Below are 16,078 nucleotides of genomic sequence, written 5' to 3' on the forward strand. Positions count from 1 at the left end.
CTTTTCCATATAGGATATCGCACCCTATTCAGGGGGTGGAACCCTGCCAATTTCTTTAACGCTTTGAATCGGTTGTATGATAAATGAATATGAGTATTCCGTATCCTTAAGTCTGAACTCTGGATGTGGCAGTGCCTTTTTGGACCAACTGTCGTCCCCTCCTACTCCCATTTGTTTATGGTCAATGTTCAATGTAATAAAGTCCCTAGCTTTTAGATCATAGGTGTGTAATGCTTTTTCAATATCCCATGTACTGTAGGGCCAGGCGCTCATACTTAGGTTTTCGTCGATGGCATTGATCAAAATACCATGTCCCTTGGCATCGGTTAGACTCAACCATCGAACGTCTGTTTTATTACTACTTTCTTGCGGCAAAATATAGGTATAATAGTTTTCCATGACTTTTCCCGAGTACTCGTCCACTTTGGCACCCAATTTTCGATCCCAATAGTTTTCATGGGGTCCACGCCCCAGCCATCTCAAATGCTCTAAAGTTTGGGGAACTTCCAATTGCAGTCCTAATTTTGGAAGCATTGGTAAATCATCCGCTTTGGTAAAACTTACATCCGTTTTCATTGTTCCATTTCCAAATATCGAATGGGTCAGCCGCATTTTAGCCTTTCCCTTCGCGAAAAGATAGTTCACGATTGCCCTGGCTTCATGTTCCGAAATTTGTTTTAGCTGAAAATCAATTTTATCGGGGTTCTGTGATGCCGATTTCCAAACTGATAAATCCTTGGGAGTTTTCCCACCTCGACGGTCATTATCCGTAGAGGGCCGCCAAAAACTAGGCCGCAATCCTGAGGTCACCAAGTTTATTCCATCATAAACAAATTGTGTTAATTGTCCCGTATTTGTATCGAATTGGACCGTAAAGTTCGCTCCCTGAATTGTATTGCCATTTACTTGTAACCTTTCTGCATCTTTTAAACCTTTATTAAGCAATGGTTCCGCATAAGGAAGCAAGAACTGTTCAAATGCAATCTCATGTCCTTTCCTTGCCCATTTGGTGTCTTCCTTCAAAACCGCCGAAACAGTGAGGAAATACTCGGCTCCAGGAGTTAAATTAGGTTTTTTGAACGGTATGTCAAGTGTCGTACTTGCCTTGGGGTCAACATTGACTTCATCAAAATCACCCCTTTGAATAGTTACCCCATCCTCTTGCAGTTCCCAAGTGAACGCAAACTCATTTAGGTTTGTGAAATGATGGCTATTGCGAATTTTGATTTGGCCCCGGACCACATCTTCAGCCTCAAAAAGAACACGCTGGTATACTTTTTTAACCTCCCAGAGGGCTGGCTTTGGATTACGTTCGGGATCAACAATTCCATTTATGCAGAAATTACTAGCATTGATTTTGGTGTCTCCCATATCACCACCGTATGCATAATATTTCTCCCCAGAAACAGTTGTCTGTAAGAGACCTTGGTCTACCCAATCCCAAATAAAGCCGCCTATTAATCGCTTGTTGTCCCTAATGGCATCCCAAAACTGGTAAAGGTTTCCAGTGGAGTTGCCCATCGAATGGGCATATTCACACCAGAGTACAGGTCGGTTTTCTCCTTCGAAGTTTGCCATTTTCACCATATACTCTATAGGGCTGTACATTCTACTTACCATATCAACATAAGCTGGGTCTTTTATGATTTCATCTTCAATTTTACGCTTTCCCCCAGTCGTCTGTGCCCCTTCATAATGTATGGGCCTCGTGGGATCATATGCACGTATCCAATTGGCCATGGTGCTATGGTTAAAACCCGACCCTGATTCATTGCCCAAGGACCAGATAATAATCGAGGGATGATTCTTATCGCGTTCTACCATACGAACCGCCCTTTCCAGAAAAGCCGTTGACCACGAAGTATCGTTTGATAATTGTCCTCCAATACCATGTGTTTCCAAATTGGCCTCGTCCATCACATAAATGCCATATTCATCACACAATTCATAAAAACGTTCGCTATTTGGATAATGCGAAGTTCGAACTGCATTGATGTTATACTTTTTCATCATCAAAATGTCCTGAAGCATCAATTCTTCGGAAACCACCTTTCCTTTTAAAGGGCTGTGGTCATGCCGGTTAACCCCATAGATAAGCACGGACTCCCCATTGACAAGTAATTCTCCATCATTGATCGCTATCTCCCGAAACCCAATTTTGGTACTTCGAGCCTCCAATAAACCATTATTTTTATCTTTCAGGCTGAAAACCAAGGTATAGAGATTTGGGTGCTCGGCACTCCATTTTTTCGGATTTTCGACCATTGCTTTGATCAAAGGGAAGTCTGGCTTGCCCCTCTGTTCATATTTTTCATTGTAAATCGCATCTACTGATAGGGTCAAGGGAGCTTCAAAAACAGCATTATCCTCACTATCGTACAACTGCACTTCAAGTTTTTCCCCATCGATTCCAAGGTGATCGAAAATCTTAATTTTAGGACGAATCTGTAATTCAGCATTTTGATAGGTATCATCCAAATCGGTTCTTACAAAAAAATCGTAAAGTTGGACTTTAGGTGCAGCACTTAAGTATACATCCCGATGGATACCACTCAATCTCCAATGGTCTTGGTCTTCCAGATAAACTCCATCACTGTAGCGAAGGACTTTTACAGCCAATTCATTCCTACCTTCCTTTAAATGGGCAGTGATGTCAAAATGTGTTGGAAGAGCACTATCCTCACTGTAACCCAAAAACTCTCCGTTTATCCATACATAATAAGCCGAACTTACTCCTCCAAAAGTCAAGGTGATCTGGTTATTATCCCAATCCTTGGGAACTTCAAAAGAAGTACGGTATAATCCAGTTGGATTATCATTGGATGGAATATAGGGAGGGTCTATTGGTTCAAAAGGATATTTAATGTTCGTGTAAATCGCGGTGCCATAACCATGCAACTCCCAATTGGCAGGAACGGGAAGGCAATTCCAGTTGGAATCGTCGTAATCAGGAGAAAAGAAATCACTTGGAGCCCCTTCTAGTGTTGGGTGCCATTGAAATTTCCAGTCCCCATTTAAGGATTGATATCTTTTGGAATTTGACGATTTTCCCATCTTGGCCAGCGCAACAGATTCAAATGAATGGGAGCTTGATCTGGCAGGAAGCCTATTGATACCATTTAATTGGGGATCTTCCCAAGCCTGTGAAATTTGTGAGGTTAACGACAAGTGTTGTAGGCCAATGACCAGAACCAATAAAAGATGGTGTGCTTTCATAATAAAATTTTAAACCGTGCTAAGATACCTTTTGTCACACACCATATAAGGATACAATTGTTGTAAAAAGGGTGTCCTTTTGTTCAAAATATTTCAGTCTTTGTGCTATAAATAAATTTATGCTTCACCCTATGATGCAACCCATAGGAATCCAATATATATGTTATGCAAAGCTGTTTTTCATTAGCTAATCCAATGGAGCACAATCAGTACCTAAATAAGTAACAGACTACTACCATAAAAATTGACCCATCCCAAGGAAGAGCATTTACTTTTTCAACCAAAAGAGGTCGAAAATCCAGTAATCCGTAGTGAATCACAAGAGAAAATAATATGCATGGGGCCTCCCGGACCATTAATCGGTTTAAAAACTATTTTGGACACGTTTAGGAATTAATGCAAGAGACCCCATTTTGTAAATTTTCTTTTGGCCGAGATATTAATGGGACCTGCGACAAATCAACCCATTGATTAAAACATATTTACTCGTACAAAACTCAATCCAGTGCTATCTTGGGGACGTTAAAATATCCAGATAAAACCAGTAATCATGAAAGCAAAGCATTATCTAATTTGCTCATTTATCCTTTTGTTATTCGCTCCTCTAAGCGGAATGGCCCAAGTAGATTTCGACAATATGCATGGTGTACGATGGAAACCAAAATTACCGAAGAGAGATGTAATATGGAGTAAGGCTCCCTATGTTCCCACTGGACAAACGAACAGTTGGTCCTCAAACATCATATTGGATTCCATTGGGGCCAACTATTCTTCAATCGATCTGACACCCGCTTCAAAACTAATTAAGGATACAGATGGCACCTCGTGCCAAAACCTAAGTCCAACTTCCAGTTGTGTATTGCAATGGAAAGCTGCACAATATGATTCCGTGGCCCAATTCATTAAAGATTCCCCAATAGATAAATGGATGTTGCATGCCCGCGTTACACCCGATGCTTCAAAAACAATATCAGGGAGTGGTGCAGTGGACTATGCCAACGATATGATTGAAGTTATCAAGAGGGTAAAGACCTTGGGGGTTCAGGACAAAGTAAGGGGTATAATGATAGGAGAGCATGAAACCGAAGGACGAGAAATGTTGACACTTGCTTTGACCATTATAGACAGCATCAACGCCCATGATTTTAATGGGAGCAATCTTAGTGGTGGAAAGAATTGGCTGCGGACGAAGGCAGTTACCTTGCATGGCGGTGGATTTGGTGCGAAATTTCAAAATATTCATTGGAAAGTAAAGGATTATGATCAAACATTATCCGGTGATCAGAACTTTTTAAAGGAACTATCAGACAACCAAAAGTGTGCCGATTTTGCATTTGCATTCAAACTGTTCAAAGGCAATATGAATTTCACTTCGATACCCTTGACCACATCAGAATGGAAAACACTGCTATACAATGGAAGTGTTACCTCCAGCGGAACAACAATTTCATACGATTTTAAACTTAAACATGTGGACTCGCTGTTCAGCAATTCAACTTACAATGGGGGCGTTTCAACTAATTTTAAAAATATCATTTTTGTTGGAGATGACGCAGATGGAACCACCAATATGTGGAAAGACCCGAAAACAAAAAAATCCTTTTGGGCCCTTAGGTCAATATTTGATGAAAAAAACTGGAACGGTTTCGTATTTGGTGTCCCGTTAAGTGCTAAAATCAACAAACAAGTTGAAATTATAAATGATGACGGAACAGAAAACACCATTGTCTTTGGGGGTGGAGGAACGTCATTGAGTCATTGGCAATCGTGGAAGGCTAATATGATTAACGATCCAACCAATTTGACTTTTAACATCAATCAATTACCACAAGGGATGGATACAGAAAACACTAAAGATATTTATGAACCATTGGTATTATATCCTAATCCAACAAAAGAAAACCATGTATACTTGAATATAAACGGTTCGAGTAGTTTTAATTTGTCCATATACGACCAAAAGGGTGTGAAAATCAATTCTAGAATAACCAACGAAGGAAACAAATTGAAAATCGACACCCAAAACCTACCATCTGGTCTGTACTATATCAATGGTACTATAAATAATGTTGCGATTTCCAAAAAAATGATTGTAGATCGATATTAACACAGCATAAATATTAATAACTATATACAAGTAACCGTAAATCGTATGTACCATTGGAAATATAATAAAGAAGAAAGAGCACCACTTAAAAATTGGAAAACCTGTTCGTGATTCTATACATTAAAATTTAACTTTAGAAAATGTGAATTTAACGATCCTGTGTATAGGGAAGATTAAAAAATGAACCGCTGTAAATGATTGAATTATGATGCATCAATACATCGTTGAAAATTTATGATATCGAAATCAATCCGATAGGTTTGCTGAACATATCCATTCATTGTGATAAAGTCTGAATTTTTGCCGTTAGTCCAGTTGACAACTGACAATAAATCTGTTTTGAGCACGCAATAACATAGTGATAGCAACTCTTTTTGATACTTAACCCCGCCTAAAGAAGGCTTGACAACCAAAATCGTTGCACAAAATATAAGTAAAATGAATAGAAGAAATTTTGTAAAGGACAATGTAATGCTCTCAGGAGCCATAGGACTGGGATTGTCAGGACTGTACGCCCAAAATGAAAAACAAGATTACGTTGTACCAAACATATCTACCCAATTCAATCTTAAATATGCCCCGCATTTGGGAATGTTCAAAGCTTCGGCCGGAGAAGACCCCATCGATCAATTGAACTTTATGGCGGACATGGGCTTTACGGCATTCGAAGACAACGCTATGAAAGGTCGTACCATAGCATTACAGGCCCAAATGGCAAGTACCATGGAAAAGCGGGGTTTGGTGATGGGCGTTTTTGTGGCCCACGAAATTTCATGGACCAAACCCAACCTTACGAATGGAGACGTTTCGCTCCGTAAAAAGTTCTTGAAAGAGATCGAAGAATCCATCGAAGTGGCCAAACGGGTCAATGCCAAATGGATGACCGTGGTACCGGGTCATGTGGACCTTCGGCTTAGCAAAGGGTATCAAACGGCCCATGTGGTGGAATCGCTCAAACAAGCCAGTGCGCTATTGGAGCCACATGGATTGACCATGGTATTGGAACCCCTTAATTTTTACAATCACCCAGGTTTATTTTTAACGGACAGCCCACAAGCTTTTGAAATTTGTAAAGCTGTGGATAGCCCCTCCTGCAAGATACTTTTTGACATTTACCATCAACAGATCCAGGAAGGAAACCTAATTCCCAATATCGACGCATCATGGGACGAAATCGCCTACTTCCAAGTTGGCGACAACCCTGGTCGAAATGAACCCACCACTGGAGAAATTAATTATAAAAATGTCTTCCAACATATACACTCCAAGGGCTTTGAAGGCATTGTGGGTATGGAGCACGGTAATTCAAGACCGGGAAAGGATGGGGAGCAGGCAGTGATTGATGCCTATAAAACAATTGACTCCTTTTAATGTTTACCATGGGGTCACAGATCAAAGTTGTAAAAACTGCCTACTTTATTCTTGGTGGCATCGCGATTGGTTTTGGTCAGGATAAATCGGATTACAAAGAATACCTGCCAGGTACTCGTGCTACCGTGGAGATGATTGCAATACCTTCAGGGTCATTTTTAATGGGCAGCCCTGCAACCGAGTCTGAAAGAAATTTGGATGAAGGCCCTGTCCGTGAAGTTAAGGTTGAGGGGTTTTGGATGTCGAAATTTGAAATAACCTGGGATCTCTATAACCTTTTTGTGGAAAGGGCCATAGACAATCTAGATAATGAACAGAAAGCAAGCGAAGTCCAGCGGGACACCGATGCTGTATCCGGTGCCACGATTCCTTATGTCGACATGAGCTTGGGAATGGGCAGGGAAGACAAATATCCGGCGGTAAATATCACCCAAAGGGCGGCTTCCGCCTTTTGTGAATGGCTATCGTCCATCACAGGGCACTATTATCGATTACCAACGGAAGCCGAATGGGAATATGCCGCTAGGGCGGGGAACAATGGCCCCTATCACTTCGGGACCAATCCTGCCGACTTGGAGCAATATGCTTGGTTCGACAAAAATAGTGATGGGAAATACCATACAGTCGGTACCAAAAAGCCAAATCCTTGGGGGCTATGCGACATGTACGGCAATGTAGCGGAGTGGACCTTGGACCAATACAATGAAAGTGGATATACGAATTCCAACTTGCCCTTTGAACCACCCACAAAAGAATATCCGATTGCAATTCGAGGTGGATCTTTTAGGGATGGGGCACAACAACTGCGGAGTGCCTCCAGATTGCCATCCAACCCAGTTTGGAAACAACGGGACCCACAGTTTCCCCGCAGCAAATGGTGGTTTACCGATGCAGCGTTCGTGGGTTTTAGGATAGTGAGACCCTATTCCACCCCCAGAAAGAGTGCATATGAATACTACTGGATAAAAGATCAATACTGACATTAATCGCAAACAATATGAATACTAACAATGCAAAGTCCAAATCTCGAAGGGAATTCATCAAGAACACTTCCTTAGCTTCGGGGGCATTCATACTACCCTCATTAAACACCAATGCCATGATGAATGTTTTTAACGAAAAAAAATTGAAAATTGCACTGGTGGGCTGTGGAGGTCGCGGAACTGGAGCAGCCAACCAAGCACTTCAAGCGGATGACCACTTGGAACTTGTGGCCATGGCCGATATCTTCGAGGACCAATTGAACTCCAGTTATGGCAACCTGTATGAAAAATACAAGGATACTGGAAAGATGAACGTAAAGGATAAGCATAAGTTTGTCGGCTTTGATGGATTTAAAAAAGCTATTGATTTGGCCGATGTTGTAATTCTGTCCACACCCCCCGGATTCAGGCCCTACCATTTCGCCTATGCCATAGAAAATGACAAACATGTCTTCATGGAGAAACCGGTGGCCACCGATGCCCCCGGTATTCGAAAAGTACTTGAGATTGCAAAGCTTGCTGATCACAAAAAATTGAACGTTGTGGTAGGACTTCAGCGTCATTATCAAGAAAATTATATCAAGACATTTGAACACATTGAAAAGGGTGATTTAGGAAAAATAGTTTCTGGGCAAATTTATTGGAACAGTGCTGGTGTTTGGGTACGTCCACGAAAACCAGGGCAGTCAGAACTGGAATATCAAATGCGAAACTGGTACTATTTCAACTGGATCTGTGGAGACCATATTCTGGAACAGCATATCCATAATATTGATGTGGCCAATTGGTTCATCGGGGAGTACCCGGAATCCGCCCAGGGAATGGGCGGTAGAATGGTACGGACCGGTCCGGACCATGGGGAAATTTTTGACCATCACTTTGTTGAATTCTCCTATCCCAGCGGAGCCGTCATTTCAAGCCAATGCCGCCATCAGCCTGGAACTATGTACAAAGTGGGTGAGGCGTTCCAAGGCACAAAGGGCTTTGTAAACACAAGCGATGCAGGTATCGCTAAAATATACGACATCTCGGGAAATGAACTGCATTCCATAGCGAATCCCGAAGGACATAACCCGTATCAGGTAGAACATGACCGACTTTTTGCTTCCATTAGGAACAAAGGCCTCATCAATGATGCGGAGATGAGTGCCAAAAGCACGATGAGCGCCATAATGGGTAGAATGGCCACATATAGCGGAAAGGTAATCCATTGGGAGGAGGCCTTGGCCTCTAACCTACAGCTAATGCCAGAGGAGTTGAAATGGGATTCCCCAACACCCACAAAGCCTGATAGCGAAGGACATTATCCCATCCCAATACCGGGCAAAACCAATGTACTTTAAACTTAAGCCCTATAAAAGGGTTCCCCAGTTGACCTTATTCCATCAATCCTAAAATCTAAAATAAAAATGTCTGTAGCCGGCATTTTTTGATTCCCAAAAGAATCAAAAATTGGGTTTTCTAAAGCTTTACCAGCTATTTATGATTCCAGTATGCAACGAATATCTACTTAAATTTGATTTTGGTAGAGCGCCTATAACATTTACAGTATTTTATCAAATCATTGTTCAATGAGTTTCACTATTTCCATTAACAACAAGATGTCATATCGGCTCGATATTAAAATCGAGCCTTTTGACATTACCAAGCGATATACCCAACCCCATCGTCACAACAAGTATTTGGAATTGGTTTATTTTAGTGAAGGTTCGGGATTCCATTTTATAGATCAGGAAAAATATGAGATCAACCCTCCCATTGCCTTTGTCATAAAAAAGGATGAAGTGCACCATTGGCAAATTGATAGTACTCCTGTTGGTTATGTGGTAATCATAAAGGAGAAGTTCTTGGAAAACACCTTGGACAAACATATCAATGCCCAATTCCAGCTACTTGAAATGCAGAAAGCATTCCCCCTTTCGGCTGACCCTTCCCTGGACACATTGTTCCAGATAGCATCCGATCTCCTAAAAGAACAGATAACAGAACAAACCATTGCAATTGAAGGAATCTTGAAAGCGCTGTTGGCCAAATTGTTGCACTATGCTCCCAAAAGAAATTCCTCTGAAAACAACATCGTGTTCCGTTTCAAGCAATTGTTGAAGGCTAGTCCAAAAAATGATGTGGCACATTATGCGCGACTTTTGCATACTTCTTCCCAGAACTTGAACGCCAAGTGTCGCAGTGAGCTTGGAAAGACCGCTTCACAAGTAATTGCTCAACACATTGTCCAGGAGGCAAAACGACAACTTATCTACACCGACCTATCCGTAACCGAGATTGCCTTTGCATCCAACTTTAACGATGCTTCACACTTTGTAAAGTACTTTAAGCGCTTCGTAGGGATGACACCTCTCCAGTTTAAAAAAAACAAAACTTGACATATACCATCCTTTTTTCAAAAGTACCAAAATCCCTTAGTGCTGCCCGCTAACTTTGGCTTTTTGCAAAAATAAGCCCGTACCTATGTTGTTAAAACCAACGCTTTCATTCATTTTGTTCTTTAGCATAACTTCATCCTTTGCCCAGATAACAGGAAAAGTTGTTGATGCATCAAATCAATCCCCTTTGGAATACGCCACCGTTGCTTTTTTTGACCAGGAAACGCAACAATTGGTCAAAGGGGTGATTACCGATGGGGAAGGAAACTTTACCATTGAGGGGACCAAAAAGGGAATGTATTATTTGGAGGTGTCCTTCATCGGGTATAGGACCAGTACCATCTCCGATATCGAGGTTACGAACAGGAATCTGGATTTGGATACCATACCACTGTCCATTGGTGAGAACCGGTTGGACGAAGTTACCGTCCAAGCCGATAGGGCCACCGTTATCAATAAAATTGACCGAAAGATCTTTAATGCCACAGATTTTCAGAACAGTCAAGGTGGCAATGCCACAGATGTCATACGGAACATCCCTTCGGTGACCGTTGATGGATTGGGAGATATCCAAGTAAGGGGAAGCAGTGGTTTTGTGGTCCTGCTCAATGGCAACCCGGTTCAGGGCAGTGCCGCTACATTGCTCAACCAGCTTCCTGCCAATTCCGTGGACAGGGTCGAATTGATTACTGCACCCTCGGCCAAATATGATCCTGAGGGCAAGGCCGGAATTCTAAATATTATCACCAAAAAAGGTGCAGTTGATGGTGCCTTTGCCCAGGTCAATGTAAAGGGAGGTTTTCCATCCATTGAAAGATATGACAATGCAGAGGCGCATCAACGCTATGGAGTGGATGCCACTTACAATATTATCAAAGGGAACTGGAACATTTCCCTTGGGGCCAACTACCAACGTAACGATCTTGGAGGAAGACGTGAAGGTGATGTATATACCATTATCAACGATACCTTGACCCGATTTCCCTCGACCGGGGAGAGAAGCTTCGACGAAGTCAATTATAGTGGTAGGTTGACCTTGGACTATACTCCGGATACCACCAACACCTATTCCATTGGCTTTTATGCCGGGAAACGTAGTAAGGACCGAACCGCGGACATCCTCTATTTTGACAACCATGCCATCACACCCGGGATGGGCGGAGAGAGGGTTTATACCACACAATATTTCAATGAGAACCTAAGAATCAGAAAAGGGGATTTTGTACTGGGAAGTTTGGATTATACCCATACCTTCAATGACAGCTCAGAACTTTCAACCTCATTATTGTACGAGTACACCCTTTTGGGAGGCCCAACGACCAACCGTAACCTCGGTTTCCCCGATACCTCGACCGTCTTGCAGGATGAATTCAATACGAACGACAACCCTTTACACGGAATTCGGTTCCAGCTGGATTATAGGTGGACTCCCTTTTCATTTGGGCAATTGGAAACAGGGTACCAGTTCCGATTGTTGGACCATACCGGTGATTTTGTCTATGAACGGAGAAACAATGACACCGGAGAGCTTGAGCTGGTCCCCGAATTTTCGAGTGAGGTGGACCTGAACAGAAAACTCCATTCCGGGTATGTGCAATTGACTGGCAATAAAGGTAAATGGGAGTACTCCGCAGGTACTCGGATCGAAGCAATGAACAGGGATTTTGATCTTAGGGACAAGACAAATACGATTGATACGACCTATGCATATGACTATGTGAAACTCTTCCCTTCGGCATCCTTACAATACACCTTTAAGGACAATACAAAACTGAAGGCCGCGTACAGCAAAAGGGTAGAGCGAACCACAACCTTTAAAATGAACCCCTTTCCGGAGCGTGAACACTCAGAGACCTTGGAGCAAGGGGACCCAACTTTGAAACCTGAATTCATCGACCTGTTCGAACTGGGAGTGACCAAAAATTTTAAAGGGGACAACTCCATCTATGCCACGGCCTATGTTCAGAATGTAAAAAATCTGGTCAATCGGGTCAACACGGTATACAATGATACTATTCTGAACCGTATTTACAGTAATGTCGGAAAGGCACGCTCTTTGGGGCTCGAACTGGGAGCACAGTTCAAGCCCTCCAAAAACTGGTCCAACTTTATCGGAACGAATCTCTTTACATACGAGATAGATGGCACTTTTGATGGAAGGTCTGTGGATTCCGAAACCTTTGTGTATTCCATCAATGCCAACAGTACCTTTGACTTTTCGGAATCTGCATCACTTCAGTTCACCTTCAACTATATTTCGGATAGAAATACTGCCCAGGGAGAGGATTCCCGCTTCTATTCCCCTAACCTGACCTTTAGAAAATCTTTTTTGGATAATCGCCTCATTGCCACATTACAATGGCAAAATATAGACCTCGGACTAATGGACACCAATGAACAAAGCATCACTACTTTTAGACTAGGTGAGTTCTTTACCACCACCAACTATATCTATGAAGTGGACATGATAATTCTGAATCTTTCGTATACCTTTAGAAACGGAAAGAACAGATCAAGGTTCATTGATAGTGAATTTGGTAAAAAAGAGTTTTAAATTCAGATGTCTCTTAAACATTGTTCAACATTTTACCAGTTGATATCAATACTTTTTCTTCCTTTTAAACCAATATAATAATTCCCAATTTGAAGAATTTCAATGAGCAAGGAGCACACCCTTATTTTATGGTAGAATTTTGAATAGAACCTATTTTCTGTGCCCACAGGAAATGTCTGATATCCCAATCCATGTCACCTACAGTACAGTTCACAAAGCACAAAACCAGAAAGTTATTTGAAAAATAAAAGGTGATTGCCACGGATGACAAACGTGAAATATTGGTGGTCTGATAAGCGGTCGTGCCATAGGGCTCCGTCCATCCAACCCAGATGCTCCACATTGATCAACATGAAGTTCGTTGGTTTGCCTGTATTTTTGGTGCTGAGTTCGCCCATTCTGGCCTTGTATGAAAGCAAGAGTATTATCATGCAGCAACAGAAAACCCCTAATGTTGTATTGCGTTTCATCTCGTTGTGTTCAGTTTCAGGTCAACTTTGGTCCATTCGGGATTGGCCAGCAATGTGCTGTGATAATTTTTTTCGAGCCATTCGTGCAAAAGTTCTTTTAACGTAGCTGTTTTTTTAGGGTACATTTCAGCTAGGTTCCGTGTCTCCCCTATGTCCTCGGCCAGATTGAACAATTCATAGGAATCCAGTTCCAGATCATGTATCAGCTTAAAATCGCCAAGTCGTACCGCACTGGAGGGATTGCCCCCTTGGTTACCATAATGGGGATAGTGCCAAAAAAGAGGTCGCTCCCTAATCTCCTCGCCCAGGTCAAGGGAAGCCTTGAGGCTTTTACCGTCGATTTCCGATGGATTGGGGATATCCAGTTGCGCATAATCCAAGATGGTCGGATAAAAGTCCGCCCCGGTAACGGGCTCGTTCAAAACCTTACCTTTTTGTTGCCCCGGTGCCTTTATGAGCAACGGTACACGGATACCACCCTCGTACATCCAACCCTTGCCCTTGGCCAAGGGCAGGTTTGAGGTTGGAGATCCCTCTTTGGTGGACAAACCTCCGTTATCCGAAATGAACAGGATCAACGTGTTGTCATATTGCCCTATTTCTTTTAAATGTTGGATGACCTTTCCTATGTTCTCATCCAAGGAATGTACCATTGCCGCATAGGTGGGGTGCCCCTGTACCACGCGCTCCTTATACCCCTTTGGATTTCCCGTGGCGGCTTCCATCCAAGGTAGATCATCAAGAAACTCTGTCCGCTCATCAATATGTTCATCGGCCCGTTTGACCTCATAGGTTGCAATGTCCTTATCCTTGGCCATCAGCGGCCCGTGGACCGAATAGTAGGAAAGACATACAAAGAAAGGGTTCCCTTGGAATTCATCCGTATCCAGGATGGCCATCGTTTCCGCGGTCAACCTATCGGTAAGGTATTCCCCTTCCGGCCCGTCCTTCAACCTAGGGTTGCCAAAGGGCGAAAAATATCCGTTGATATCTTTTCCCGTATTGGGTCTACCCATACTCCAACCCGCCACATTGATGTCATATCCTTGATGTTCGGGCCAAAACTCCTCTTGCTCCCCCAAATGCCATTTTCCAATAAAGGCCGTGGAATAACCTCCCTTTTTCAGGTTTTCGGCTATTGTGCTTTCCTCCAATTTCATTTCAAAGTCCGTGTCGGGAACAATCCAGCGGTCGTTCGGTGTGGTACCCTGAAAGGCCTTACGTCCCTTTATCCAATCGGTTACACCTGTCCTGACCGGGAATTTTCCAGTCTGTATGGCCGCCCTTGAAGGCGAGCATACGGGACAATTGGCATAACCATTGGTGAATTTTACGGCATTTTGCGCCAAGGCATCCAGATTTGGGGTATCATAGAATGAACTGCCAAAAGTACCTAAGTCGGTGTAACCAAGGTCGTCGGCAATAATCAACAGGACATTGGGACGGTCCTTGACTTTACCGGCTTCTTCTTTTTGGTTGTGCTTGCAACTTGTAATCCACAAGAAAACAAGGATGAAAAAAAGTGGTGTTTTCATTTACTCCAGTTGATATCGTTTCATCCAATAGTCCACCATTTGTTGATCGGTCACATTCTCATCATAGTGTCGATCCTTCAGCATCTTTGATCGACGCCCCATCATCAATTGGTAGGCATGGTCGATTTCCCTTTGATCTTCGGGATAGGTGCCTTTATTATTTTCGGCCACCCATTTTTCCAAGACCGCCCTGAGGGTTTCCAATGTTTCCATGTATTGGGGATTGCTGGCCAAATTATTAATCTCATGTGGATCATTTTCCAGGTCATAGAGTTCTTCCTCGGGTCGATAATCCGATACAAATCGTGATTGGACATCGTTCAGTTTTCCTTGTTCATACAAAAGGCGCATCAATGGCCTAGCGGGATAGCGATTGTCCTTGTATACATTGGGCTGCATGTAGGGACGCTCTGGATAATAGTTCTTAATGTACTTGAACTTCTGGTTCCTCACGGCTCTTATGCGATCCACTGTTTCATCGCGCCTATCCCGCATTGTAAACACGTATTCCCTTTTATGATCACCCAAAAAATCTCTTCCCTGGATATGATCGGGTATTTGGATACCGGCCAAATTCATACTGGCCACTGGGATATCGAGATTGCTCACCAATCTATCGTCCATCTTGCCCGCCCCTTTTCCATCGGGCCAACGTACCATCAAGGGCGTGTTCGTACCCGCACTGTACAAAAATTGTTTTGCCCGAACGTGGGGTCTGCCCTGGTCACCAAAAAAGAAGACCACGGTATTTTCCAATATGCCCTCCTCTTTCAAATGGTCCATAATCTCACCCATCTTTTGGTCCACCAATTGAATGGTTTCAAGATACAGGGCCCAATCCTTTCGCAACAGTTCGTGGTCAGGATAATAGGGTGGCAATACCACGCTATCGTGATCGATAGGGTTCAGAGAATCATTGTGAAAAGGCCTGTGGGGATAGAAAATCTGTATTTGTGAAAAGAAAGGCTGCCCTTCGGCCCGTTTGCTCCAATGTCCGGCTTGATATAAATCCGATGCCTTGTATTCAAAATTGTAATCGGTCTTGCCCCCCTTATCCGTGGGGTTGCCCTTACCGTTGGTCACAAAATAACCTGCTTCCTTGAAATATTCGGTGACGGGCTCAATTCCCTGGGGAAGCTCTTTCTTGTACTGGGTACGGTGTTCGTGCACCCCCAAGGTGACGGGATACATGCCCGTTATCAATGAAGATCGACTGGGAGAGCAGACCGCGGTCACCGTGTTCAAATTGGTATACAGCACCGATTCCGAGGCCAATTGGTCAAGGTTCGGGGTATGGATAATGTTATTTCCATAGCATCCCAGGTCCGTACCGAGATCATCGGCCACGATCCACAGAATGTTATAGTGCTTTTGGTCGGCTTCCGCCGCATTCTTCTTTTCGGCACATCCAAAAAGAGCGATGCCAATGAGCAGGGATAGTGTTTTTTTCATTTTTTCTCC

Annotated in this window: 9 protein-coding genes; 6 read left to right on the forward strand and 3 right to left on the reverse strand. The window is 43.0% G+C overall.

The genetic code is table 11. The annotated features are described in order from the left end of the window. Positions 1-24: 24 nt before the first annotated feature. On the reverse strand, positions 25-3,216 hold the full coding sequence (locus ABNE31_RS14360) for a glycoside hydrolase family 2 TIM barrel-domain containing protein (RefSeq protein ID WP_349351607.1): 3,192 nt from the start codon (positions 3,214-3,216) through the stop codon (positions 25-27). Positions 3,217-3,766: 550 nt separating this feature from the next. Here ABNE31_RS14360 and ABNE31_RS14365 point away from each other — a divergent pair. From ABNE31_RS14365 to ABNE31_RS14390, 6 genes are all read left to right on the forward strand, one after another. Then, positions 3,767-5,323 (forward strand): T9SS type A sorting domain-containing protein, encoded by a 1,557-nt coding sequence (locus tag ABNE31_RS14365; protein WP_349351608.1) that lies wholly within the window; start codon positions 3,767-3,769, stop codon positions 5,321-5,323. Between the two features lie 438 nt (positions 5,324-5,761). Beyond that, a complete protein-coding gene (locus ABNE31_RS14370; protein ID WP_349351609.1) occupies positions 5,762-6,694 on the forward strand; it encodes a TIM barrel protein in 933 nt (310 codons plus the stop codon). 8 nt (positions 6,695-6,702) lie between these two features. Next, complete coding sequence (locus tag ABNE31_RS14375) at positions 6,703-7,674, forward strand: formylglycine-generating enzyme family protein (protein ID WP_349351610.1); 972 nt, start codon at positions 6,703-6,705, stop codon at positions 7,672-7,674. Between the two features lie 17 nt (positions 7,675-7,691). Further along, positions 7,692-9,020: a Gfo/Idh/MocA family oxidoreductase gene (locus ABNE31_RS14380; RefSeq protein ID WP_349351611.1), complete on the forward strand. Its 1,329-nt coding sequence runs from the start codon at positions 7,692-7,694 to the stop codon at positions 9,018-9,020. A gap of 228 nt (positions 9,021-9,248) precedes the next feature. Then, positions 9,249-10,058, forward strand: a complete 810-nt coding sequence (locus tag ABNE31_RS14385; RefSeq protein ID WP_349351612.1) for a helix-turn-helix transcriptional regulator — start codon at positions 9,249-9,251, stop codon at positions 10,056-10,058. Positions 10,059-10,143: 85 nt separating this feature from the next. Further along, positions 10,144-12,612 (forward strand): TonB-dependent receptor, encoded by a 2,469-nt coding sequence (locus tag ABNE31_RS14390; RefSeq protein WP_349351613.1) that lies wholly within the window; start codon positions 10,144-10,146, stop codon positions 12,610-12,612. Between the two features lie 466 nt (positions 12,613-13,078). On the opposite strand, the gene ABNE31_RS14395 is transcribed toward ABNE31_RS14390, so the two are convergent. Then, positions 13,079-14,617 (reverse strand): sulfatase, encoded by a 1,539-nt coding sequence (locus tag ABNE31_RS14395; protein WP_349351614.1) that lies wholly within the window; start codon positions 14,615-14,617, stop codon positions 13,079-13,081. Beyond that, the gene (locus tag ABNE31_RS14400) at positions 14,618-16,069 is read right to left on the reverse strand and encodes a sulfatase (RefSeq protein ID WP_349351615.1); all 1,452 of its coding nucleotides are present in this window, start codon (positions 16,067-16,069) and stop codon (positions 14,618-14,620) included. Positions 16,070-16,078: the final 9 nt, after the last annotated feature.

Origin of the sequence: Flagellimonas sp. MMG031 (assembly GCF_040112705.1) — a bacterium.
Taxonomy (GTDB): Bacteria; Bacteroidota; Bacteroidia; order Flavobacteriales; family Flavobacteriaceae; genus Flagellimonas.

Bases quoted from the DNA above. Each gene is read 5' to 3' on its own strand.
- ABNE31_RS14360 (WP_349351607.1), bottom strand. From the start codon at position 3,216: ATGAAAGCACACCATCTTTTATTGGTTCTGGTCATTGGCCTACAACAC.
- ABNE31_RS14365 (WP_349351608.1), top strand. From the start codon at position 3,767: ATGAAAGCAAAGCATTATCTAATTTGCTCATTTATCCTTTTGTTATTC.
- ABNE31_RS14370 (WP_349351609.1), top strand. From the start codon at position 5,762: ATGAATAGAAGAAATTTTGTAAAGGACAATGTAATGCTCTCAGGAGCC.
- ABNE31_RS14375 (WP_349351610.1), top strand. From the start codon at position 6,703: ATGGGGTCACAGATCAAAGTTGTAAAAACTGCCTACTTTATTCTTGGT.
- ABNE31_RS14380 (WP_349351611.1), top strand. From the start codon at position 7,692: ATGAATACTAACAATGCAAAGTCCAAATCTCGAAGGGAATTCATCAAG.
- ABNE31_RS14385 (WP_349351612.1), top strand. From the start codon at position 9,249: ATGAGTTTCACTATTTCCATTAACAACAAGATGTCATATCGGCTCGAT.
- ABNE31_RS14390 (WP_349351613.1), top strand. From the start codon at position 10,144: ATGTTGTTAAAACCAACGCTTTCATTCATTTTGTTCTTTAGCATAACT.
- ABNE31_RS14395 (WP_349351614.1), bottom strand. From the start codon at position 14,617: ATGAAAACACCACTTTTTTTCATCCTTGTTTTCTTGTGGATTACAAGT.
- ABNE31_RS14400 (WP_349351615.1), bottom strand. From the start codon at position 16,069: ATGAAAAAAACACTATCCCTGCTCATTGGCATCGCTCTTTTTGGATGT.